The 22472-nt window shown below is 71.4% G+C and carries 17 protein-coding genes and 3 tRNA genes; 11 read left to right on the top strand and 9 right to left on the bottom strand.

Annotated elements, in window-relative coordinates:
- Positions 1–3: 3 nt before the first annotated feature.
- The 5 genes from IEZ01_RS11550 to IEZ01_RS11570 all read right to left on the bottom strand — a co-directional run bounded on the left by IEZ01_RS11550 (position 4) and on the right by IEZ01_RS11570 (position 10336).
- Positions 4–588: a flavin reductase family protein gene (locus IEZ01_RS11550; protein ID WP_019884144.1), complete on the bottom strand. Its 585-nt coding sequence runs from the start codon at positions 586–588 to the stop codon at positions 4–6.
- Positions 575–2536, bottom strand: a complete 1962-nt coding sequence (locus IEZ01_RS11555) for an anthranilate synthase family protein (protein ID WP_189201506.1) — start codon at positions 2534–2536, stop codon at positions 575–577. Before IEZ01_RS11555 ends, IEZ01_RS11550 begins: the two co-directional genes overlap by 14 nt.
- Entirely contained in the window at positions 2533–3753 is a 1221-nt protein-coding gene (locus tag IEZ01_RS11560; protein ID WP_189201508.1) for a 3-deoxy-7-phosphoheptulonate synthase, read from the bottom strand. The genes IEZ01_RS11555 and IEZ01_RS11560 overlap by 4 nt, the downstream gene beginning before the upstream one ends.
- A 131-nt stretch (positions 3754–3884) precedes the next feature.
- Positions 3885–8510 carry a non-ribosomal peptide synthetase gene (locus IEZ01_RS11565; RefSeq protein WP_189201510.1) on the bottom strand — a complete coding sequence of 1542 codons (4626 nt, stop codon included), beginning with the start codon at positions 8508–8510 and terminating at the stop codon, positions 3885–3887.
- A gap of 47 nt (positions 8511–8557) precedes the next feature.
- Positions 8558–10336: a non-ribosomal peptide synthetase gene (locus IEZ01_RS11570; RefSeq protein ID WP_158685638.1), complete on the bottom strand. Its 1779-nt coding sequence runs from the start codon at positions 10334–10336 to the stop codon at positions 8558–8560.
- A gap of 336 nt (positions 10337–10672) precedes the next feature.
- On the opposite strand from IEZ01_RS11570, the gene IEZ01_RS11575 reads away from it, so the two are divergent.
- On the top strand, positions 10673–11122 hold the full coding sequence (locus IEZ01_RS11575; protein WP_189201512.1) for an SRPBCC family protein: 450 nt from the start codon (positions 10673–10675) through the stop codon (positions 11120–11122).
- 116 nt (positions 11123–11238) lie between these two features.
- Here the strand turns inward: IEZ01_RS11575 and IEZ01_RS11580 are convergent, their stop codons facing one another.
- Complete coding sequence (locus IEZ01_RS11580; RefSeq protein WP_229832889.1) at positions 11239–12444, bottom strand: MFS transporter; 1206 nt, start codon at positions 12442–12444, stop codon at positions 11239–11241.
- A gap of 296 nt (positions 12445–12740) precedes the next feature.
- Here IEZ01_RS11580 and IEZ01_RS11585 point away from each other — a divergent pair, with 296 nt between their 5' ends.
- From IEZ01_RS11585 to IEZ01_RS11625, 9 genes are all read left to right on the top strand, one after another.
- Positions 12741–13211 (top strand): MarR family winged helix-turn-helix transcriptional regulator, encoded by a 471-nt coding sequence (locus IEZ01_RS11585; protein WP_019884136.1) that lies wholly within the window; start codon positions 12741–12743, stop codon positions 13209–13211.
- Positions 13212–13297: 86 nt separating this feature from the next.
- Positions 13298–13368: transfer RNA gene (locus IEZ01_RS11590), tRNA-Ala, on the top strand.
- Between the two features lie 13 nt (positions 13369–13381).
- Positions 13382–13454 (top strand) — tRNA-Ala (locus tag IEZ01_RS11595).
- A gap of 25 nt (positions 13455–13479) precedes the next feature.
- Positions 13480–14823 (top strand): SDR family NAD(P)-dependent oxidoreductase, encoded by a 1344-nt coding sequence (locus IEZ01_RS11600; protein WP_189201516.1) that lies wholly within the window; start codon positions 13480–13482, stop codon positions 14821–14823.
- A gap of 40 nt (positions 14824–14863) precedes the next feature.
- Positions 14864–14940 (top strand) — tRNA-Trp (locus tag IEZ01_RS11605).
- A 347-nt stretch (positions 14941–15287) separates the two neighbouring features.
- The gene (locus IEZ01_RS11610; protein WP_229832891.1) at positions 15288–16097 is read left to right on the top strand and encodes an amino acid ABC transporter ATP-binding protein; all 810 of its coding nucleotides are present in this window, start codon (positions 15288–15290) and stop codon (positions 16095–16097) included.
- 32 nt (positions 16098–16129) lie between these two features.
- On the top strand, positions 16130–16954 hold the full coding sequence (locus IEZ01_RS11615) for a glutamate ABC transporter substrate-binding protein (RefSeq protein ID WP_189201518.1): 825 nt from the start codon (positions 16130–16132) through the stop codon (positions 16952–16954).
- A 10-nt stretch (positions 16955–16964) separates the two neighbouring features.
- Complete coding sequence (locus tag IEZ01_RS11620; protein ID WP_019884131.1) at positions 16965–17630, top strand: amino acid ABC transporter permease; 666 nt, start codon at positions 16965–16967, stop codon at positions 17628–17630.
- Positions 17627–18532 (top strand): amino acid ABC transporter permease, encoded by a 906-nt coding sequence (locus tag IEZ01_RS11625; protein ID WP_189201520.1) that lies wholly within the window; start codon positions 17627–17629, stop codon positions 18530–18532. The genes IEZ01_RS11620 and IEZ01_RS11625 overlap by 4 nt, the downstream gene beginning before the upstream one ends.
- Positions 18533–18669: 137 nt before the next feature.
- On the opposite strand, the gene IEZ01_RS11630 is transcribed toward IEZ01_RS11625, so the two are convergent.
- Genes IEZ01_RS11630 through IEZ01_RS11640 form a run of 3 tightly spaced genes read right to left on the bottom strand, consistent with a single transcriptional unit; the run spans position 18670 to position 21881 of the window.
- Positions 18670–19311, bottom strand: coding sequence for a class I SAM-dependent methyltransferase (locus IEZ01_RS11630; protein WP_189201523.1), 642 nt, complete (start codon positions 19309–19311; stop codon positions 18670–18672).
- A 59-nt stretch (positions 19312–19370) separates the two neighbouring features.
- Entirely contained in the window at positions 19371–20780 is a 1410-nt protein-coding gene (aspA, locus tag IEZ01_RS11635) for an aspartate ammonia-lyase (protein ID WP_189201525.1), read from the bottom strand.
- A 51-nt stretch (positions 20781–20831) separates the two neighbouring features.
- Positions 20832–21881: an asparaginase gene (locus IEZ01_RS11640; protein WP_189201527.1), complete on the bottom strand. Its 1050-nt coding sequence runs from the start codon at positions 21879–21881 to the stop codon at positions 20832–20834.
- A 112-nt stretch (positions 21882–21993) separates the two neighbouring features.
- Between IEZ01_RS11640 and IEZ01_RS11645 the strand changes: the two genes are divergently transcribed.
- Complete coding sequence (locus IEZ01_RS11645; protein WP_019884126.1) at positions 21994–22449, top strand: Lrp/AsnC family transcriptional regulator; 456 nt, start codon at positions 21994–21996, stop codon at positions 22447–22449.
- Positions 22450–22472 lie beyond the last annotated feature (23 nt).

Here is a 22472-nt window from a genome sequence, read left to right on the forward strand (position 1 = left end):
TCCCTACTTCCGTGTCTCATGACGCATGACGAACTGCTCCGCGGGGCCCGGACCGTCCAGGCTCAAGGACCACGCGGAGGGGGAATGGTCGGCGGCCAGGCGGGGGAACGCGCCGCGGAAGAACAGCAGCGGCCGGCCGCCCGGCGCCGCGACGTCCTCGACCCGGGCGACGTGCAGCGTGTGGTCGCCGCCTTCGTACGTGCGCCACGGCCGGCAGACCAGATGGCCCACCGTGCCCTCCAGGCGCGGGTACGCACCGGCCTCGTCCCGCCACGGCACCTCGCGGGCCATCGGCCGCCCCGCGAAGTGCAGGGCCACCTCCCGCTGCCGCTCGCCCAGGATGTTGATGACATAGCCGCCGTCGTCCAGGAGGGCGGCCGTCCGGCTGCGTCGGTCGAGCGCGACGAGCACCAGCGGCGGATCGAGCGACACCGACGTGAAGGCGTTCACGGTCGCGCCGTGCACGACCGAACCCCGGCGGAAGGTGATGACGGTGACGCCGGTGCCGAAGAGCCCCATCAGACCGCGCAGCGCGGCCGGGTCCACCGCGCGCGGGGGTGCCTCCGCCACCGTCTCAGGCGTGCTCATAGGTGTCCTCTCCCCGCCCGTGCGCCAGTGCGCGACCCCAACTCGCCGTCCAAAGCGCTCCGTTGACCAGGCCCTGGAGTATCCGAGGACCGTCCTCGGTGAGGAACGACTCGGCATGGAACTGGATCGTGGAGAGCCCCGGCCCGCGCAGCGCGATCACCTCGCCCCCCTCGCCCCGCTGCACCTGGACGTCGCGGCCGTGCCCCAGCCGCCCGGTCCAGTCGTCGTCGGCCCGTGCGGTGAAGCTGTTGTAGAAGCCCACCAGCCGCTCCTCGCCCCACAGGGGCACCCGCATCCGGTGCCCCTGGCGGGGCTCGGCCAGCCGCACCAGGGGCAGCCCGAGCACCCCGCAGACCACCTGATGCCCCAGGCAGACCGCCGCCAGCGGCAGCCGGTGCGCGAGGCGGTGCCCGGCGAGGGAGCGCAGCGCGGCCACCCGCGCGTCCGCCCCGTCCCGCGGATCGCCCGGACCAGGTCCGAGCAGCACCACACCCTCCGCCCCGGCCACACCGCCCGCCCCGGCCGCCTCCCGCCAGGGCACCACCTCCACCGCGCACCCGAGCGACCTGAGCTGATGGGCGAGCATCCACGTGAACCGGTCCTCGGCGTCCACGATCGTGACCGGAACGCCCGCCGGGACCGGTCCGCCTCCGCCGCCTCGTACCGCCGCCGGGCCGTCCAGCCAGAAGCCTGCGACACCGGCGTTACGGGCCTCAAGGGCCGCCCGCACCGCGGGCGCCGCGGCGAGCGAAGGAGCGGCCGGCACCCCGGAAGGCACCCCGCCCGGCCGGGACAGGGCGCCCAGGAAGCCGGCCACCTTCGCGGACGTCTCCATCGCCTCTTCACGGGGCACCGAGTCCCGTACGACCGTCGCGCCCGCCGCCAGCTGCACCGACCCGTCCTCGGCGATGTCGGCCGTCCGCAGCACGATCGCCGAGTCCAGGGACCGCTCGCCCCGCGCACGCTCCACCAGGGCGATCACGCCGCTGTAGTAGCCCCGGCCGCCCGGCTCGTAGCGGGCGATGACCCGGCAGGCGTTCTCCAGCGGGCTGCCCGTCACCGTCGGCGCAGGCATGGTCGTGCGCAGGATCTCGGTCATCGGCCGGCCAGAACGGCCGTGCAGGAAGTACTCGGTGTGCGCGAGCCGCGACATCCACTTCAGCGACGGCCCCGAGACGGTGACCCCCGGCCCGCACAGCGCTGTCATCATCTTCAGTTCCTCGTCGACCACCATGTACAGCTCGTGGGTCTCCTTCGCATCACGCAGGAACCGCAGCAGACCCGGGAGTTCGGCGCCCTGGACGGGATAGCGGTAGGTCCCGCTGATCGGGTTCATCGACACCTCGGCACCTCGGACCCGCACATGCTGCTCCGGCGGGCTGCCGATCAGATACCGCTCGCCGGTGTACACCAGGAACGTCCAGTACGCGCCGCTCTCCGCGGTCAGCAGCCGCCGCAGCACCGCCAGCGCCGCCGTCCGGTCGAATCCCCGGATCCGGCCGCGCAGGCTGCGGGCGAGCACGAAGTTGGAGCCCGCGCCGCCGTGGATCTCCCGCCGCACCAGATCGCCGGCCGCCGCGGCATACGCCTCGTCGTCCATGTCGAAGCGGGCACCCTCGACGTTCACCGCGCGCTCCGGCAGCAGCCCGAGGAAGTCCATGAGCGGCATCCGGCGCCGCTCGCGAACGTCCATGGCCAGCAGGCGTTCGCCGTCGTCCGGGGCGTCGAAGCCGCGCTCAAGGATCTGCCGGTAGGGGGCGAGCAGCAGCGTGGCGCGGGTGTCCTGGCCGCCGGTCCCGTCCAGATCGAGACCCGCCAGGGTCCCCGCCCCACGCACCGGGCCGGACAGGATCTCCACCACGTCCGGCCGGCCCGCGCCCGGCCGGTGCAGCACCGCGAACGGCTCCCCCTCCGGGGGCAGCGGGGCTCCGGCCGCCCAGGCGCTCACGCCGCGGCCTCCAGCGCCGGAAGCCGCCAGTAGGCCGTGGCGGCCACCGCCTGGAGCAGGTTGAGCCGCGGATCGCACAGGGTCGTGTAGCCAGGACCTGGTACGGGGGTGTAGCCGGCGCCGTCGCACTCGGCGATGTCGTACGGCGAGGACTCCAGGTGGAGCCCCGCGCACACCCCGCCGCCCTCCGACACGATCTCCACGAACTGCCGGATCTCCGACATGATCGCGTCCAGCCTGCGGGTCTTGAGCCCGTCCGCCGTCCGCTCACCGTTGCCGTGCATCGGGTCGCACAGCCACAGCACCGGGTACCCGGCCCGCCGTACCTCCCGTACCAGTGGCGCGAGAGCACCGACCCGTCCGGCCCCGAAGCGGGCGACGAGCGTGAGACGGCCCGGAGTACGCAGCGGGTCCAGCGTCGCGCACAACGCCCGTATCTCCTCGACGGTGGTGGCCGGACCCACCTTGCACGCGACCGGGTTCTCCACCTCCGCGAGCAGCCGGACGTGCGCGCCGTCCACCTGCCGGGTCCGCTCACCGATCCACGGCCAGTGCGTGGTGGCGAGATAGCTGCCACCGCCCGGACGCCGGCGCACCATCGGCACCTCGTAGTCCAGCAGCAGCGCCTCATGGCTGGTCCACACCCGGGTCGCGTCGGCCGCGCCCTCGCCGCGCCCCAGGGTGTCGATCGCCCGAACCGCCCGGCGGGCGGCGCGGTAGCCGGCGAGGACACGGGACGGGTCGGGCCGCCTCGCCTCCGGCGTCGGCTCAGGGCCGTTGACCATCGGGCCGCGGAAGACGGGCAGCGCGGTGCCCTCGTACATCTCCTCGTTCTGCGAGCGGGGTTTGACGAACTGACCGGCGATCCGGCCGACCCGGATGACCGGCCGGCCCGCGCCGGTGCGCACGATGTCGCTGAGGACGTCGAGCATCTCGGCCTTCCTGGCGACGGCCTCCGCCACGCACTCCGCCGGGTCCTCGGCGCAGTCGCCGGCCTGCAGGACGCAGAACTCGCCCGCGGCGGCCCGCGCGAGCAGCCCGCGCAGGGCGCGCACACTTTCGTAGGTCACCAGCGGGGGCGCCGAGGCCAGCTCGGTCTGGACGGCGGTCAGCCGGCTCACGTCCGGCCACTCGGGTTGCTGCCGGGCCGACAGGCCGGCCACGGCGGAGGCGATCAGGGTGTCGTGTTCCGTGCGGGGGAAAGAGCTTCGGGGCATGTGGGAGCCTTCACTGTCCCGCGGCGGACCGGGCGGCCCGTCGGCGGATGACTGGCGATGGAGGTGGGGGGGCGGGCCCGGCCATGCCGGGCCGTCCGCGGCGTCGTTGCCGTCGAGCTCACCGGTGTGGCTCACCGGTCGAGCTCGCCCGTGGAGCGGAAGTAGCGGATCATCCGGGAGATCGCCTGCTCGTCGATGGCCGGGTACGTCAGGCCCAGGCCCGCCAGCAGACGCGTGGTGGCGTCGTTGCCGTACCGGTCGTCGCCGAGTTCGAGCGCGCCCTCCCGGAACAGCGGGACGGCCGCGGCCAGGGCGTTGCCGCCGGGCCGGCTCGCCGACTCCTCCAGCCGGGCCAGCCACTCCTCGGCCGGTACGACGGTCAGGGGATGGCCCTCGGCGCGGATCGCGTCGTGGACGGGGGTGAAGTCGGAGCCTTCGGGGTGGAAGAGGTGCAGGGTGCGGTTCTCGGCGGCGGGATCCTGGGAGAGCGCGACGACCGCCCGGCCCACGAAGTCCACCGGCAGCAGATCCGTCGACAGTTCGGCCGCCGGAGGCGCCGAGCCCAGTTCGACGAAGCTCTTGATCTGCCGCCACAGGAAGTCGTCGGCCTGACAGGCGCCGGTGACGCTGTCACCGGAGATACGGCCGATGCGGTACACCGTCACCGGCACGCCCCGGCGTCTCGCCTCCCCGGCGATCCGCTCGGCCACCCACTTGCTCTGTGTGTAGCCGATCCCCAGCTTCTCCGGCGCGTCCGGCACCACGTCCTCGGTGAGCACCGCGCCCTCACGGGCCTCGCCCGGGGCGAAGACGGCGATCGTCGACATGTAGTGCAGCTGCTTCGGCCGCGTCGTGGCCACGAACTCCACGACCCGCCGCATCCCGTCGACGTTCGTCGGCTTCACCGAGGCGTACGGCAGCACGAAGTTGATGTGCGCAGCGGCGTGGTACACCACCTCGACCGTGCCGCTCAGCGCGGTGTACACCGGCTCGGGCAGACCCCAGCGCTCCCGGGACAGATCGCCCCCCACCGCCCGGACCCGCTCCCAGGCCACCGACTCCACCAGGCCGTACCGCGCGGCCGTGGACCGCAGCCGCTCCAGTGCGGCGGCCTCGTCCCCGGCGCGGACCAGGCAGTGGACCGTACGCCCTGGCAGCGCCGTCAACTCCCTTAGCAGATAAACCCCGAGGAATCCGGTGGCGCCGGTGAGCAGGATCTCGCGGGCCTCGGCGGCGGGAACCGGTGTCCCGGCGGCGGCCCGCACTTCCTCGGGCAGCGTGACGTCGGCCCGCAGATCCGGCCGCAGATCCGGGCCCGATGCGCCGCCGTCCCGGAGCCGGGCGGCCATGCCGGCCACGGTCGGGTTGTCGAACAGCGCCCGCAGCGGAATGTCCGTGTCGAAGACCCGGCGCAGCCGGTAGACCAGCTCGGTGGCGATGATCGAATTGCCCCCGAGCGCGAAGAAGTCGTCGGCGCGCCCGACGGCCGGAGCCTTGAGGACGTCGGCCCACTCGGCGGCGATCCGCTGCTCCACCCCGGGCCGGGGCGGCTGCGCCACCACCGGCGTCCGGGTCCGGGCCTCGCCGATCCGGGCCTCGATGAGGCCGGGCAGCGCCTTGCGGTCGATCTTGCCGCTGGGGGCGGTCGGGATCCGGTCGACCGGTACGAGCAGCGCGGGCACCATGTAGTCCGGCAGGAACGCGGAGAGTTCCCGCCGCAGCGCGCCGGAGTCGTCCTCGCCGCGCGCGCCTTCGACGACGGCGACCAGCCGCCGGTCGCCGGGGCCGAAGTCGACGGCGGCGACGGCCGAGGCCTCGATCCCGTCGAGCCGGTCGAGCGCCGCCTCGATCTCGGTGGGCTCCACGCGGTACCCGCGGATCTTGATCTGGTGGTCGATGCGTCCGAGGTACTCCAGGTCCCCGGCGGCATTCCACCGCACCAGGTCGCCGGTGCGGTACATCAGGTCGCTCGCTTCGCCGAACGGGTCGGGGACGAAACGCCGTTCGGTCTCCTCGGGCCGTCCGTGGTAGCCGGGGGAGAGGACCGGGCCGCCGATGTAGAGCTCTCCGGGCACGCCCGAGGGCACCAGCTCCCGGTGCGGTCCCAGTACGACCAGCCGCACCCCGTCGACCGGCTTGCCGATGGCGGGTGCCTCCGGCCAGGACGACGGCGGCCCCGGCAGCGGGTGCCAGCTGGCGAGATGGGTCTCCGACGGGCCGTACATGTTGACCAGCCGGGCCCGCGGATGGCGGGTGAAGAACTCCCTTATCTGCGGCGACACCACCAGCGCCTCGCCCACCGAGGTGATCTCGCGCAGGGCGTCGAAGCGCAAGTCCGAGGCGACCGCGAGGGACGCGAACTGCTGGAGCGCGATGTACGGCAGATACATCCGGGTGATCCGCCGCTCGGCGACGAACCCGGCCAGCGCGTGCAGGTCCTTCTGGAGCTCCTCCGGGATCAGCGCGAGCTGCCCGCCGACGCAGAGCGTGCCGAGGATCTCCATCACCGACACGTCGAACGACAGCGTCATGTACTGCAAGGTGACACCCTGGGCGCCCTCGGGGGAGCAGCGGTGCTGTGCGGCGACCAGGTTGGAGACCGTACGGTCGTCGATCACCACGCCCTTGGGCGTGCCGGTCGAACCCGAGGTGTGGACGACGTAGATCTCGTCGTCGGGCGTCTTGACCCGTCCCGGGCTGGTCCGCTCGGCGCGGGCGATCCGCTCCGTGTGCCGGTCGAGCGTGAACAGGTCCAGTCCGTCGGGGAGTTGATCCGCGACCGAGCTGTCGGTGACGACGAGGGAGACGCCTGCGTCGGCGAGGACGTACGAAACCCTCTCGCGCGGATAGGACGGGTCGACCGGGACGTAGGCGGCGCCGGACTTCAGGATTCCGAGCAGCGCGGTGATCATGCCGGGCGACCGGGGCAGGAAGAGGCCCACCCGGCTGCCCGCCCCGATCCCCGACTCCCTCAGGACGTACGCGAGTTGATTGGCGCGCTCGTCGAGCTCGCGGTAGGTCAGTCGTTCGGCGCCGTGGGTGAGGGCGACCGCGTCGGGGGTGGCGGCCGCCCGCGCCTCGAACAGCTCCGTCACCGGCACCGCCTCGGCGGCCCGGGCCACCCGGTCGCCCCGGGCCAGCAGCACGCGCTCCTCGTCCGGGCCGAGCAGGGTCAGCTCCCGCAGCGGCGCGTCGGGCCGGGCGACGAACCCCTCCACGACGTGCCGGAAGCGCTCGCCCATGGCCCGTACGGTCGACTCGTCGAAGAGGTGGGAGTCGTACTCCAGCATGCCGTGCAGCCCGTCCGGGTCCCGGTCGAAGACCAGCGACAGGTCGTACTTGGCGCCATGGCCGCCGCCGCGCTCGATCCGCAGCTCCGTCCCCTCGTGCCGCAGCCGGCCCGAACCGGTCTGCGTCAGTACCAGCATGGTCTGCACGAGCGGGGTGTAGCTGCTGCTGCGCCGGGGCTGGAGGCGCTCGACGACCTTGTCGAAGGGGGCCCACTTGTGGCGCAGGGCGTCGGTGACCTCCTCGCGCGCCAGGCGCAGCACGTCCCGGACCGTCATCCGGTCGTCGATCTCCTGCTGGAGGACGACCAGGTTGACGAAGTAGCCGACGAGGTCCTGGGTCTGCGGGTCGTCCCGCAGGGAGACCGGGCTGCCGATCAGGACGCGGCGCCGTCCGGTGTGGCGGGCGAGGAAGACAGCGTACGCGGCGAACAGCGCCATGAAGAGGGTGACGTCCTCCTCGGCGGCGAGCTCCTCGAACGCGTCGGCGAGACCGGCCGGGAGGCTGAAGGTGACGGTGGAGCCCTCGTGGCGCTGGACGGCGGGCCGCGGCCGGTCCGTCGGCAGGTCGAGGACGGGCAGTTCACCGGAGAGCTTGTCGGCCCAGTGGTCGAGCAGCTTCGCCAGGGCGGGCTCGGGCAGCCGCTCGCGGTACCAGTGCGCGAAGTCCGCGTACGTGGGCCGCTCCGGGGCGGCCTCCACGGGCAGGCCCTGACCGATCCGCTCGTAGGCGTCGAGGAGTTCCCGCACGAAGACACCTGCCGAGGCGGCGTCGGAGGCTATGTGGTGGATGTTGCAGATGAGGGTGGACTCGCCGTCCGGGCCGAGTGCGCAGACCACGGCGGTCAGCGGTCCGTGCTCCAGGTCGAGCCGGAGGTTGGCCACCTGGTGCAGGAGCGCGTCTCGTTCCTTGTCGTCGGCGTAGTGCCCGACCGCGAAGTGGAAGAGGGAGTCGTCCTCCGAGACGACCGCGAGAAGCTTTCCTTCCACCAACGAATACCGGGTCCGCAGGGCCTCCTGGCGCCGCAGCGTCCCGGAAACCGCTCCGCGTAATCGCTCAGGGTCGAGGGAAAAGGGCAGCCGTACGGAAAAGGGTCCGTTGTACGCGGCGGGGTTGGGCAGATATTGGTCGATGAGCCAGATGCCGTGCTGACCGTACGACGCCTCGGTGGCGCCGTCGGCGCGCGGCGCGGATCCGGCCCTCAGCTCCGGCGTTCCGGTGCCGGTGCGGCGGCGGTCGATGTGCTCCATGACCTTGGCGACCGTGTCCGACGTGCGCAGCAGCGCACCGGTGAGGTCCACTGCGAAAACGGCTTCGAGCACCGTGGCGAGCCGGTCGAGCCGGTCGAGCCGGTCCGTAGGGTCGGGCTCGGGGCATTTCTCGACAAAGGATTCGTCGGGGCGCAGTCCGGCGATTCCCATGGTCTGGCGGGTCAGATCGAGCAGGGCGGCTTCCAGCGGATTGTTCACCGGTTCCTCTGTCCTCCGAAAGGGTTTCACCAGCCGTGGGAGGCGGTTTACTGCGCCTGTGCGGTGGAATCCCGGCCGGCGCCGCGCGATTCCTCGACGAAACGGGTCAGTTTCTCCACGGTGCCGTGCCGGAAGACGTCCTCGGTGGCCACGTCCACCCCGAATATCTTCTGCAGTCGGGAGGCGAGCTGGACGAAGTGCAGAGAGTTTCCGCCGTGTCCCAGGAAGGAGTCGGTGGTGCTGAATTCGTCGACTCCGGAGATGTCCTTCCACGCCTGGAGGACCACCGACTCGAGCGGATTCTGCATGACGGTGTCACCTTTCGCTGAGGGGCCGGCCGGGGTGGCCGGGTCGGTGAGGGCGGTGCGGTCGACCTTGCCGTTCACATTGGTCGGCATTGCGTCGAGGTGCCGGAAGGCCGAGGGGACCATGTACGAGGGGAGCTGGGCGCCCAGGCGTGCGGCGAGGTCCTCCGGGTCGGCGGCCCGGCCGTCCGCCGTCGTGTAGAAGGCGGTGAGGGCCTTGCCGCCCAGGCCGTCGGGGAAGGCCTTGACGACCACGTCCCGGACGCTGTCCAGGGAGCGCAGGGCGAGGGCCACGGCGGTGGTCTCCACGCGGTAGCCGCGGATCTTGACCATGCTGTCGGACCGGCCGACGACGACGATGTCACCTTCGGGGGTGGCGCGGGCCAGGTCGCCGGTGAGATAGCGCGGCAGGCCGTCCGGCGCGGTGACGAACTTCTCCGCCGTCAGCTCCGGCCGGTCCAGGTAGCCCAGGGCGAGCCCGGTGCCGCCGACGGCAAGCTGGCCGGTCGTGCCGGGGCCGCAGGGCCGCAGCTCGTCGTCGAGCACGTCGAGCGTTACGGTGGGCAGCGGCCGCCCGATGGGCACCCGGTCCGCCGCGCGTACGTCGTCGGCGGATCGGATCGGGTACACGGCCGTGATCGAGGAGTTCTCGGTGCAGCCGTAGCCGTTGTAGACCGTGGCGGGGGTGAGCTCCGCGGCCCTCTCCAGGTGCTCGGGGGAGGGGAAGTCGCCGCTGAGCAGGATGATCCTGAGTCCGGCGAGGCTCTCGGGTTCGTTGTCCACGAGGACGTTGAAGAGCCCGCAGGGCAGGCAGAGCACGCTCACGCCGTGGCGTACGACGGCGTCGCGCAGCACCGGCAGGGACGGCAGCCCGGGCGGCATGACGACCAGCTTCGCGCCGTGCAGCAGCGCCAGCCAGATCTCGATGGTGGAGGCGGCGAAGGAGAACGCGGCGGACTGTACGAGGCAATCGTCGGCGCGGATGTCGAGCGCTCCGCTGTGCGGTCCGAGCCGGGCGAGTCCGCGGTGCGCGATCCGTACGCCCTTCGGCTCGCCGGTGGAGCCGGAGGTGAACAGGAGGAACGCCGTGCTCAGCGGCCCCGGCGCCGTGGGCGGGTCGGTGTCGTCGCGGTCCGCGCTCGCCTCGGCGAGCGCGCCCACGGCGAGGCGCGAGCCACGGACGGTATCGGGCAGCTGGTCGGTGTCGTCATGGACCACCGTGTGCAGCGACGATTCTTCGGCGATACGGGCGAGGAACGGGGCCGGATGCTCGGGGTTGAGCGGTACGACACAGCCGCCGGCCTTCAGTACGGCGAGGGCGACGGCGTACAGGTCCAGGGACCGGGTCAGGTGGACCCCGACGGGGGTGCCGTCGCCCACTCCTGCCGCGCGCAGCCGGCGGGCCATGCGGTTCGCCCGCTGGTTCAACTGGGCGTAGGTGAGTGCCTCGTCGCCGAAGGCGAGGGCCGTTCTGTTTCCATGGGCGCGGACGATCCGCTCGAACTGAGCGGGTAATGTCAAGGAATCGTCGACGGCTATCGGTTCGAGTAAGGGTCCGGGTGAGCGGCCGGGTAAGGCGTCGGCTAACGGACTTGAATCCTTCTCCATGCGCAAGGTCCCTCTGGGTCGATTCAGCGCGGATTCTGCGACGTCAGAAGCGGTTCCGATCGGGATGGTTGTCGTACAGAAATTACCCTAGGCATGAGGTAGTTGGAGTGTCAACCCTGTTTGGAATAGGCCGGTGACGGTGTGTCAATTCAAACGAGATAGTTGTCGAACAGAAAGTAGTTTGACTTGATCACGAGCCTCCTTCCCTTATATGGTTGCCATTCGGCAATCATTTGGAGAGGGGTCGGTATGTGGGAGTACGAGCGCACCGAGGATGTGGAGGTCTCCAGGGCGGTCGTCTGGCCGTGGTACAGCCAGGTCGGGCTCTGGGCGCGGTGGGACGACGAGGTGCACGAGGTGGAGCTCGACGGACCGTTCGCCGAAGGGGTGGCGGGCCGGCTCACGCTGAAGGGGCAGGAGCCGGTGCCCTTCCGGCTCACCGATGTGGAGGAGGGGGTGTGCTTCACCACCCGCACCCCGGTCCCCGGTGCGGAGCTGCGCTTCGCCCACCGGCTGACGGACCTGCCCGGCGGCGGGACCCGCATCACCCATCAGGCGGCGATCGAGGGCCTGGGCGCCGCCGGGCTCGTTCCGGTGCTCGCCCCGTCCATCGAGGCCGGGCTGCCCATGGCGCTGCGGTCGCTGGCCCGTACGGTCGCCCATGAGGGCACCGCGGGATCGCCGGACGTGAAGGACTGAGGCACCCGGCCGGCAGGCGACCGCCCCCCGGATGCCCGCCGGTGAACCGTGGATGACGAGGCCCGTTCACTTCCGCGACGGCGGCGGTGAACGGGCCTGTTCGGTCGGACCGGACCCTAGCGGACCGGCTCGCGGTCGGCGGCAGGCTCCCGCCCGGCCGGCTCATGCCGGTCGCCCGTGGCGGCGCGGCCGCCCCGGCCGAGCGCGGGCAGCAGGGACAGCAGCCCGGCCAGCGCCATCGCCGCGCCCACCCACAGCGGTGCGCGCAGCCCCATCTCGGCGCTGATCGCCAGCCCGGCCACCCAAGGCCCCAGCGCCACACCGACGTTGACCGCCGAGGCGTTCACCGTCGACACCATCGGCCCGTCGTCGGCCAGCCGCATGACCCGTACCCCGAGGGCGGGGTTGAGGGGGAGGCCGATGACTCCGAGCACCGCCACGGCCACGACGGTCGCGGGCTTGTTCTCCGCCACCAGTGCGAAGGCGGCGAGTACGGCGGTGAGTCCCGCAAGTCCGTACAGCAGCACGGGCATCATGTACCGGTCGGCGAGCCGGCCGGTGACCATGTTGCCGGCGATGGTGCCGATGCCGAACAGCGCGAACAGCAGCGGGGTCGCCCCGGACGGGAAGCCGGTCAGCTCCTCGAAGATGGGGGCGAAGTAGCTGAAGGCCGCCACCACCGAGCCGATGACCAGGGCGTTGGTGCCGTACGCCGCCCACAGGGCGCGGTTGCGGAACGAGTCGAGCTCGCCGCGCAGGTTCACCTTCTGCGGTACGGGCGAGTCGGGCACGCGCGCCCACACCAGCAGTGCGCAGAGCGCCGCGAGCGCGGCCAGGCCGTAGAAGCTGGCGCGCCAGCCGAAGTGCTGGTCGACGAAGGCCGCGACGGGAAGCCCGACGACCTGCGCCACCATCATGCCGCTCATCAGCACGGACAGGGCGCGGGCCCGCATGTCCGGGCCGACCAGGCGGGCGCTGACGGCGACGGCGATGCCGTAGAAGGCGGACGCGGCGAGCGCGGTGACGACACGGGAGACGACCAGCACCCAGTAGTCCTGGGCGACGGCGCCCAGCAACTGGCCGGCCACGAACACCAGAAGCAGGCCGATGAGGGCCTTCTTGCGGGACGCGCGCAGCAGCGCGACCGTGAGCAGCGGTCCGCCGACGACCATCGTCAGGGCGAAGGCGGAGACCAGATATCCGACGGACGACACGGAGACGCCGAAGGCCTCGGAGATGCTGGGCAGCAGTCCGGCGACCATGATCTCGGTGGTGTTGACACAGAAGACGCCGACGGCGAGGACGGCGATGGCTAAGGGCATGATGCTCCACCAGCGGGAAGGAGGGGTGTGGTTGCCGAGCGGCAAACGCTTTCAGGAGCGGCTCACGATAGCATTGGTTTCCGATCGGAAACGATTCTCCAGGCTCAGCCGCGCGTATGTTCGGTTTGGGTGAGAGGTCTGGTTTGTGGCGGCCTGGGAGTGAGTGGAAGCGTTGTTTCTTCTGGGCAACTGTTCGGTCGTGGTGATCTACCGCCGGGACGGGCCCGCACCCACTTAGGATGGGGGGTCTGAATCGCGACACCCATCTGCCCGCTCCGACCAGCGAAAGTGCCCTCATGACGAGATCCGATGCCTCGCCGGACCTGCCGGGCGAGCCCAGTGAGCTGGAGAACGCGCTGTCGCACCTGCAGTGCGTCCTGGTCGCCCGCCGGACCCGCTCGAACCCGGAGGGCGTCACCTGGCAGCAGTACGACGTGCTCGAACTGCTCCGCATCCGGGGGGCGATGACCCCCTCGGTCCTGAGCGCCTCCCTCGGTGTGTCCCGGCAGACGACCTCCAAGGCGCTGCGTGTCCTGAAGGACCTCGACCTGGTCGTCCAGGAGGCCATCGGCGAGGACCGCCGCGAGCTGACCACCTCCCTCACCCCGACCGGCTGGGCGTTCCTCGCCCGGGTTGCCCAGCAGCGCCGGGACAACGCTCGCATCGCCACCGCCGCCCTCAGCGCGGGCGAGCGCGCCATGTTCGTCGAGCTGTGCGAGAAGGTCGTCGCGGCCTTCGAGTCCGAGCTCGAACCGGTCGACTCCTGACGCTCCACCAAGGCGGAGGGCCGCATCGGCCCGCCCCTGCCTCGGTGATCACCCATGAAATCGGACGGTAGGATTTCCGGCGCTGTCCGGATGTAGCGCAGAGGCAGGCGCACCGGTCTCGCAGGCCGGGCACGCCGGTTCGAATCCGGCCGTCGGGCAGTGCACACCGTGGCTCCGTAGCCCAGAGGCAGGCGCGCCGTCCTCGCAAGGACGGACACGCCGGTTCGAATCCGGTCGGGGCCACGGACCATTCGAACGGGGGGCAGGGGTGGCCGAGCACATCAGCGACGAGGAACTCGCCGCCTTCGACCGTACGGTGCGCAAGCTGCGCGACCTCCCCGTCGACGACCCGGTACGCCTGCGCGCCGAACATGTCGCCGCCTCCTTCGCCCGCGACGGACGACAGCGCCGCCGCAAGGACCGCAACGACGCCCGCGCCGAGGCCGACGCCGCCGTCATGGCCGCCACCGCCACCGGCGCGCTCACCCGCCGCGAGGACGCCCCCCTCGACACGGCCGAGAGCGGCCGCGCCGCAGGGCACTACCTGCGCCCCCGCCGCTGCTACGTCTGCAAGGGGCTCTACCGGCGGGCCGACGCCTTCTACCACCTGCTCTGCCCGGACTGCGCCGCCGACAACACCGCCCGCCGCTCACTGAGCACCGACCTGACCGGCCGCCGGGCCCTGCTCACCGGCGGCCGGGTCAAGATCGGCTTCCAGCTGGCCCTGATGATGCTCCGCGACGGCGCCGAACTCCTCGTCACCAGCCGTTTCCCGGCCGACACCCTCAGCCGCTTCCGGGCCGCGCCCGGCAGCGAGAGATGGCTCCACCGGCTCACCGTCGTCGCCGTCGACCTGCGCGACCCCCGCCAGGTCCTGGGCCTGTGCGAGCGGCTGCGGGAGGACGGCGAACCCCTCGACATCCTCGTCAACAACGCCGCCCAGACCATCCGCCGCCCACCCGAGTCGTACGCGGCGCTCGCCGCCGGGGAGAGCGCCGCGCTCCCCGAAGGTGTCTGGCAGGCCCCCGGCTACACACCCATGCGCGCCCTCGAAGCCCCCTCCGCCCATGGCGCACTCGCCCTGGTCCTGGCCGAGGCCGACGAGGCCGGTCTGCTGCCCGACCGCGCACCCGCCAACTCCTGGTCCGCCCGCATGGGCGAGCTCGACCCGGCCGAACTCCTGGAGACCCAGCTCGTCAACGCGCTCGCCCCGGCCCTGCTCGTGGACCGCCTGCTGCCGCTGCTGCTGGCCTCGCCCCGGCCGCACCGCTACATCGTCAACGTGACGGCGGTGGAGGGCCGGTTCACCGTACGCCGCAAGACCTCCGGGCACCCGCACACCAACATGGCCAAGGCCGCGCTCAACATGCTCACCCGCACCAGCGGACCCGAACTGGCCGAGCAGGGCGTCCATATGTGCAGCGTCGACACCGGCTGGATCACCGACGAGAACCCCCTGCCGGCGAAGCTCCGGATCGCCGCGGCCGGCTTCCGTACGCCGCTGGACGTCGTGGACGGAGCGGCACGCGTCTACGACCCGATCGTGCGAGGAGAGGCGGGCGCGCCGGTGGCGGGCGTGTTCCTCAAGGACTATCAGGAAGCGGCATGGTGAGGCGCTCACCCGTTTCGGTGATCTAGGATCGTCCGCAAGGGCGGGGCCGTAGCGCAGAGGCAGGCGCACCCGGTCTCCAAAACCGGAACACGCTGGTTCGAATCCAGCCGCCCCGCCCCCTTTCTTGCCGGCATGCGGCAGGAGGGCGACCTGGCGTCACTGCTGGCCGTCGCCCGGCGGCCGGCCGGAAGCGGGGCCGCCGCCGACGGGCTGATCGCCGTCGCCCTCACCGCCGCGGGCGGGAACCGCGCCGCGTGGACCAGCGCCCTGGCGGGAGCTGCTGCGGCCCTTGCGCACCCACGCGCTGGCGGACGTACGGGACGCGGCCCCGGAGCGGTGTCCGCCTACGGGTGGCAACCGGCGGTCCGCCGTCCGGGGTCCGGCGTGCGACCGGATCCCGGACGGCGGAGCATGAACGTGAGAAGGGACGGCAGAGCGGGAAGAGGGTGACCCTGGAGGGTGCCATGCCCGGTCCGGACGACGCACACGACAAGGCCGCGCACGCCGACGGCGCACCACCCCCCGGCGCGCGGGACAGCGACGCGCTCGTCGTCCTGAAGAACGTCGACAAGCACTTCGGCGCGCTCCATGTGCTCCAGAACATCGATCTCACCATCGGCCGTGGTGAGGTCGTGGTCGTCATCGGCCCGTCCGGCTCCGGAAAGTCGACGCTGTGCCGTGCCATCAACCGCCTGGAGACCATCGACAACGGCGAGATCGTCATCGACGGCAAGCCCCTGCCCGCCGAAGGGCGGGAGCTGGCGACCCTCCGGGCCGACGTCGGCATGGTCTTCCAGTCGTTCAACCTCTTCGCCCACAAGACCGTCCTGGAGAACGTCACCCTCGGCCAGATCCGGGTCCGTAAGAAGGACAAGAAGACGGCCGAGCAGCGGGCCCGGGCACTTCTGGACCGGGTCGGTGTCGCCTCCCAGGCCGACAAGTACCCCGCCCAGCTCTCCGGCGGCCAGCAGCAGCGGGTGGCGATCGCCCGCGCCCTGGCCATGGACCCGAAGGTCATGCTCTTCGACGAGCCGACCTCCGCCCTCGACCCGGAGATGATCAACGAGGTGCTCGAGGTCATGCAGCAGCTCGCCCGCGACGGCATGACCATGGTCGTCGTCACCCACGAGATGGGCTTCGCCCGGTCCGCCGCCAACCGCGTGGTCTTCATGTCGGACGGCCGGATCGTCGAGGAGACCACCCCGGACCAGTTCTTCAGCAACCCGCGCAGTGACCGTGCCAAGGACTTCCTCTCGAAGATCCTCCACCACTGAGCCCGCACCACGCACTCCCAGGGGTGATGACCATGAAGACACTCAAGGCCTCCGTCGCGGCGGCCGCCGCGCTCGCGCTCGCCCTGTCCGTCGCGGCCTGCGGCGAAGGCGGGGACGGCGACGCCGGCAGCAAGATCACCATCGGGATCAAGTACGACCAGCCCGGCCTCGGCCTGAAGACGCCGGACGGCAAGTACACCGGCTTCGACGTCGACGTGGCGACGTACATCGCCAAGGAACTGGGGTACGAACCCGGCGACATCGAATGGAAGGAGGCCAAGAGCGCCGACCGCGAGACGCTGCTCCAGCGCGGCGACGTCGACTTCATCGCGGCTTCCTACTCGATCAACGACGAACGCGCGAAGAAGGTCGACTTCGCCGGGCCCTACCTCCTGGCCCACCAGGACGTCCTGATCCGCGCCGACGACACCACCATCACCAAGCCGGAGGACCTGAGCGACAAGCGGCTCTGCTCGGTCACCGGCTCCACCTCCGCCCAGAACGTCAAGGCGGAGATCGCCCCCGAGGCCCAGCTCCAGGAGTACGGCGGCTACTCGGAGTGCCTGACCGGCCTGGAGAACAGGGTCATCGACGCGCTCACCACCGATGACTCGATCCTCGCCGGATACGCGGCGCAGGAGCAGTTCAAGGGCAAGTTCAAGCTCGGCGGCTTCAAGCTGAGCAACGAGAACTACGGAATCGGCGTCCAGAAGGGAAGCGACCTCACGGAGAAGATCAACACGGCCCTGGAGAAGATGGTCCAGGACGGCTCCTGGGAGTCGTACGTCCAGAAGAACTTCGGTCCGGCCAACTACAAGAACGAGCCGGCGCCGAAGATCGGCGTGGTCGTCGACTGAGCGGGCAGCCGTGTTCGACTTCCTCGAAGGCTACGACCTGCTGGGAGCGTTCTGGGTAACGGTCCAGCTCACCGTCTACTCCGCGATCGGCTCCCTGATCTGGGGGACGCTGCTGGCGGCCATGCGCGTCAGCCCCGTCCCCCTGATGCGTGGCTTCGGCACCGCCTACGTCAACATCGTCCGTAACATCCCACTCACGGTGATCATCGTCTTCACCTCGCTCGGCCTCTTCCAGACGCTCAACGTCTCACTGGGCGCGGACGACTTCACCACGATCAACTTCCGTCTCGCCGTCCTCGGGCTGATCGCCTACACCGCCGCGTTCGTCTGCGAGGCGCTGCGCTCGGGCATCAACACGGTCCCGGTCGGTCAGGTGGAGGCGGCCCGCGCCATCGGGCTGAGCTTCCCGCAGGTCCTGAGGCTCATCGTGCTGCCGCAGGCCTTCCGCTCCGTGGTCGGCCCGCTCGCCAACGTCCTGATCGCGCTCACCAAGAACACCACCGTGGCCGCCGCGATCGGAGTCGCCGAGGCGGCGCTGCTGATGCGCGAGATGATCGAGAACGAGGCCCAGCTCATCCTCATCTCGGCCATCTTCGCCGTCGGATTCATCTGCCTCACCCTCCCCACCGGCCTCTTCCTCGGCTGGGTGGCCAAGAAGGTGGCGGTGAAGCGATGACCAACGTGCTGTACGACGTCCCGGGGCCGCGCGCCAAGCGCCGCAACCTCCTCTACACCGTGGTCTTCCTCGCCGCCCTGGGCGTGCTGATCTGGTGGGTGGTCCTCAGCCTCGCCGACAAGGGCCAGCTCGAATGGTCCAAGTGGGCGCCGTTCTTCACGGACTCCCGCACCTGGAGCACGTACCTCCTGCCGGCCTTGGAGAACACCCTCCTCGGCGCCGCGCTCGCCATGGTCATCGCGCTGCCGCTGGGCGCGCTGTTCGGCATCGCCCGCCTCTCCGACCACTGGTGGGTGCTCGGCGCCGCCGGCACGGTCGTGGAGTTCTTCCGCGCCATCCCCGTGCTGATCCTGATGCTCTTCGCCAACGCCGCCTACTCCCAGTTCACCGACATCAGCCCGAGCAGCCGGCCGCTGTACGCGGTCGTCACCGGCCTCGTCCTCTACAACGCCTCGGTCCTCGCCGAGGTGGTACGGGCCGGCATCCTGGCGCTGCCCGCCGGGCAGACCGACGCGGCCAAGGCGATCGGCATGCGCAAGGGCCAGACCATGACGTACGTGCTGCTGCCGCAGTCGGTGACCGCGATGCTGCCCGCGCTCGTCAGCCAGCTGGTCGTCATCGTCAAGGACACCGCGCTCGGCGGCGCGATGCTCGGCTTCTCCGAACTGCTCGCCTCGGTCCGCCCGATGAGCGCCAACTACGGCGCCAACACGATCGCCGGCTTCACGGTCGTCGCCGTCATCTTCGTCGCGCTCAACTTCGCCCTCACCACCTTCGCCGGATGGCTCGAAGGCCGGCTGCGGCGCGGCAAGAAGTCCACCGGCGCGGTCGTCGGCGTCGACGCCGTGGAGGAACTGGCCACCCCCGGCGAACATGTCGGCCAGGCCGAGGAGACCAAGTAGTCCGTGGCTCCTCAGGTCCGTGCGGTCAGGCGCGGCTGGTTGCCGTTGAGACAGTGGCCGATGCGCATGCCCCGCATCATTCAGCACGGCCGCCCCGCCCCGGACTGTGCGGCCCGGGGCGCGGGGCGGCCGGGGGGTCACTCCCGGGCGGCCAGGACGAACGCCTGCCGGGTCCGCTCGTGCTCCAGCCGCTCCCGGACCGTCCGGGCGCGCGGGGCGAACCCCGCCTCGGCCAGCAGCGCGACGACCTGGTCCGGGTCGCGCCGGTGGAAGGTGAGGCGGACCGGGTGGCCGAGCGCCTCGGTCATCACCAGCGGCTCCCCGTCGCACTGGAAGGCGAGCAGCAGCTGCCCGCCGGGGGCCAGGACCCGCGCGAACTCCGCGAAGGCCCGGGGGAGTTGTTCGTCGGTCAGGTGGATGATGGAGTACCAGGCGAGGACGCCGCAGAGCGAGCCGTCCGGCACGTCCAGGGCGAGGATCGAGCCCACGTCGAAGCGGATGCCGGGGTGCTTCTCGCGCGCCACCTCCACCATCCCGGGGGAGAGGTCCACACCGGACACCGGTACGCCGAGCCCGTGCAGAAAGGGCGTCACCCGGCCCGTCCCACAGCCCGCGTCCAGGACCGGCAGGCCCGTGGCCCGGACCTCCTCGGCGAAGGCGCCGATCAGCGCCCGCTCCAGCGGCCGGGCCGCGAGCTCGTCGTCCCACTGCTCGTGCAGGTCCCGGGCCAGCACGTCGTACGACCCCCGCACGCTGTCCAGCAGCTCCTGTTCGCTCATGCGGGAGACCCTACCGCGGGCCTTGCTGCGGGCCCATGCCGCGGGGCCCTGCGCCGGGATCAGCCCTGACCGGCGCCGGCCAGACGCTCGGGGGTGAGCAGCGTGGCGAGCCGGTCGGCGGGCAGGAGGCCCTTCTCCAGGACCAGTTCGGCCACCCCGCGGCCGGTGGTCAGCGCCTCCTGCGCGATGGAGGTGGCGGCCGTGTAGCCGATGTGCGGGTTGAGGGCGGTGACCAGGCCGATGGAGTTCTCCACGGTGGCGCGCAGCACCTCGGTGTTGGCGGTGATGCCGGTCACGCACCGCTCGGCGAGGGTCACACAGGCCGCGCGGAGCGAGGTGAGGGAGGTCGCCAGGGAGTGCAGGATGACCGGTTCGAAGGCGTTGAGCTGGAGCTGTCCGGCCTCGGCGGCCATCGTGATGGTCACGTCGTTGCCGATGACGGTGAACGCGACCTGGTTGACGACCTCGGGGATGACCGGGTTGACCTTGCCCGGCATGATGCTGGAACCGGCCTGTACGGGCGGCAGGTTGATCTCGCCCAAGCCCGCGCGCGGGCCGGAGGAGAGCAGCCGCAGGTCGTTGCAGCTCTTGGAGAGCTTGACCGCGATCCGCTTGAGCACCCCGGACAGGTGCACGAACGCGCCGCAGTCCTGGGTGGCCTCGACCAGGTTCGCGGCGGTCACCAGCGGCAGGCCGGTGATCGCGGCGAGGTGACGGCGGGCCGTCTCGGCGTATCCGGGCGGGGCGTTGAGCCCGGTGCCGATCGCGGTGGCGCCCAGATTGATCTCGTGGATCAGCTCGACGGCCTCGGCGAGCCGGCTGCGGTCCTCGTCCAGCATCACGGCGTACGCGGAGAATTCCTGGCCCAGGGTCATCGGCACCGCGTCCTGGAGCTGGGTGCGGCCCATCTTCAGGATGTCGCGGAACTCGACGGCCTTGCCGGCGAACGCGTCCTGGAGGACGGCCATCGCGCGCAGCAGCCCGTGCGCGGCGGTGATCGTCGCCAGCTTCACGGCGGTCGGGTAGACGTCGTTGGTGGACTGGCTGAGGTTGACGTCCTCGTTGGGGTGCAGGTGCTGGTACTGCCCCTTGCCGTGGCCGAGGAGTTCCAGCGCCCGGTTGGCGACGACCTCGTTGGCGTTCATGTTGGTCGAGGTCCCGGCGCCGCCCTGAATGACGTCCACGACGAACTGGTCGTGCAGGGCGCCCGCGCGGATCTCCCGGCAGGCGGCGACGATCGCCGCGGCCTTCTCGGCCGGCAGCAGCCCGAGCTCCTCGTTGGCCAGCGCCGCGGCCTCCTTGACCGCGGCGAGTGCCTCGACCAGCTGCGGGTAGACCGAGATCGGGGTGCCCGTGACGGGGAAGTTCTCCATGGCGCGCAGGGAGTGGATGCCCCAGTACGCCTCGGCGGGGACGTCACGGTCCCCGAGCAGATCGTGTTCGCGGCGGACGGCGGCGACGGCGGTCATGAGTCCTTCAGTGGTACGAGGGGAGAGAGTGGGGAGGGAAGGCAGGGGGGATCAGGCGGAGAGGCCGGCCAGGACGGCGCCCGCGGGCTCACCGGCCGGCTGCTCGAGCAGGCGGCGCAGGACCTCGTTCCGGGAGTCGGCCTCGGTGTCGAGCAGCGCCGCGAGGACGGCGATCCGGGCCTGGCCCGCGCGGAGCGTGCCGGTCGGCACGGCGCCCGCCGCGACCAGGTCCACGGCGCCGCCATGGGTGTAGATCTCGGTGACCGGCCCCGCCGCCACCCGCGTGGTGAGCGCCACCAGGACGCCCCGCTCCACGGCGGCGGCGACCGCGTCGACGAACTCCGGGGTGGCGTTCCCGGCGCCGGTGGCGATCAGCACGATGCCCTGGGCGCCGGCCTGCACGGCGGCGTTCAGCAGCAGCGGGTCGGCGTCCACGTGGTGCATGACCATGTCCACCCGGGGCAGCGCGCCGGGCGTGACGTCCGGGAGCCCGAGGGGCTCCGGGCGCTCGGCGTGGCGCAGGACGGTCACCTTGCCGAAGCCGACGTTGCCCAGGCGCGGCCCGGACGGGTCGGCGAACGCGTCGAGGGCCAGCGTCTGCGTCTTGACCGTGCCACGGGCGGCGTGGACCTTGCCGTCGAAGACGACCAGGACGCCGAGTCCGCGCACCGAGGCGGCGGTGAGCAGTGCGTCGTAGAGATTGTTGGGCCCGTCGCCGTCCTCCGTGCCCATGGGCCGCTGTGCGCCGGTGAGGACCACGGGGCGCGGGTCGTGGTGGTACAGGTCGAGCAGGAAGGCGGACTCCTCCAGGGTGTCCGTGCCGTGGGCGACGACGACACCGGCCACATCAGGGTCGGCCAGCACGTCGTGGACCGTGCGCAGCAGGGTGAGCTGCTGGGCGGAGGTCAGCCGGGGGCTGTTCACGCTGAAGAGGTCGACGACCTCGACGGATATCCCCTCGGGGAGTGCCGCGGTGGACATGACGTCCCGGCCGCTGGCGTCGGCGGCGAAACCGGTGCCCTGCCAGCGGCTGGCGATGGTGCCGCCCGTGCTGATCACGACGATCCGCCGCTGCTGCTCCGGTGTCTGTACCCGCTCCACGCCGCGCCCTTCCGAATGCTTGTATGACTGGCGCAACGATAGATGGAAGGGCGCGCAATGTGCTTGCCAAGATCCGCACGGTCGACCCTGGATCGTGGGGGATAATTGCGTGATGGACGCGATCGATCTCAGTATCTTGCGTGAGCTCCAGAACGACGGGCGGCTCACCAACCAGGAGCTCGCCCAGCGCGTGGGCCTGAGCCCCTCACCCTGCATGCGCCGCGTGCGCCAGCTGGAGCAGGACGGAGTCATCCAGGGCTACCGCGCGATCGTCGACCCGGAGGCGGTCGGCCGCGGCTTCGAGGTCCTCGTCTCGATCGAGGTGCGCCGCGACCGGGAGACCGTGGAGGCGTTCGAGGAGGCACTCAAGACGATCCCCGACGTCATCGAGGCGTACCGCCTCTTCGGCAGCCCCGGCTGTCTGCTGCGGATCGCCGTCGCCGACCTCGCCGCGTACGAACGGCTGTGGATCGAACGCCTCACCACCCTCGCCGGAGTCACCGAGGTCAACTCCCAGATCATCATGAAGCGCATCAAGGAACCGCGCGGCCTGCCGGTCGAACGCTGATCCGTCCGTTCGCCGCCGTCCCG

This window comes from Streptomyces purpureus (assembly GCF_014648195.1).
GTDB lineage: Bacteria > Actinomycetota > Actinomycetes > Streptomycetales > Streptomycetaceae > Streptomyces > Streptomyces purpureus.

What these genes read in the sequence shown, in the direction of transcription:
- IEZ01_RS11630 (WP_189201523.1), bottom strand. Translation starts at nt 19,311, where the DNA reads ATGAGCGAACAGGAGCTGCTGGACAGCGTGCGGGGGTCGTACGACGTG.
- IEZ01_RS11610 (WP_229832891.1), top strand. Translation starts at nt 15,288, where the DNA reads ATGCCCGGTCCGGACGACGCACACGACAAGGCCGCGCACGCCGACGGC.
- IEZ01_RS11560 (WP_189201508.1), bottom strand. Translation starts at nt 3,753, where the DNA reads ATGCCCCGAAGCTCTTTCCCCCGCACGGAACACGACACCCTGATCGCC.
- IEZ01_RS11645 (WP_019884126.1), top strand. Translation starts at nt 21,994, where the DNA reads ATGGACGCGATCGATCTCAGTATCTTGCGTGAGCTCCAGAACGACGGG.
- aspA (WP_189201525.1), bottom strand. Translation starts at nt 20,780, where the DNA reads ATGACCGCCGTCGCCGCCGTCCGCCGCGAACACGATCTGCTCGGGGAC.
- IEZ01_RS11615 (WP_189201518.1), top strand. Translation starts at nt 16,130, where the DNA reads ATGAAGACACTCAAGGCCTCCGTCGCGGCGGCCGCCGCGCTCGCGCTC.
- IEZ01_RS11575 (WP_189201512.1), top strand. Translation starts at nt 10,673, where the DNA reads ATGTGGGAGTACGAGCGCACCGAGGATGTGGAGGTCTCCAGGGCGGTC.
- IEZ01_RS11580 (WP_229832889.1), bottom strand. Translation starts at nt 12,444, where the DNA reads ATGCCCTTAGCCATCGCCGTCCTCGCCGTCGGCGTCTTCTGTGTCAAC.
- IEZ01_RS11625 (WP_189201520.1), top strand. Translation starts at nt 17,627, where the DNA reads ATGACCAACGTGCTGTACGACGTCCCGGGGCCGCGCGCCAAGCGCCGC.
- IEZ01_RS11550 (WP_019884144.1), bottom strand. Translation starts at nt 588, where the DNA reads ATGAGCACGCCTGAGACGGTGGCGGAGGCACCCCCGCGCGCGGTGGAC.
- IEZ01_RS11585 (WP_019884136.1), top strand. Translation starts at nt 12,741, where the DNA reads ATGACGAGATCCGATGCCTCGCCGGACCTGCCGGGCGAGCCCAGTGAG.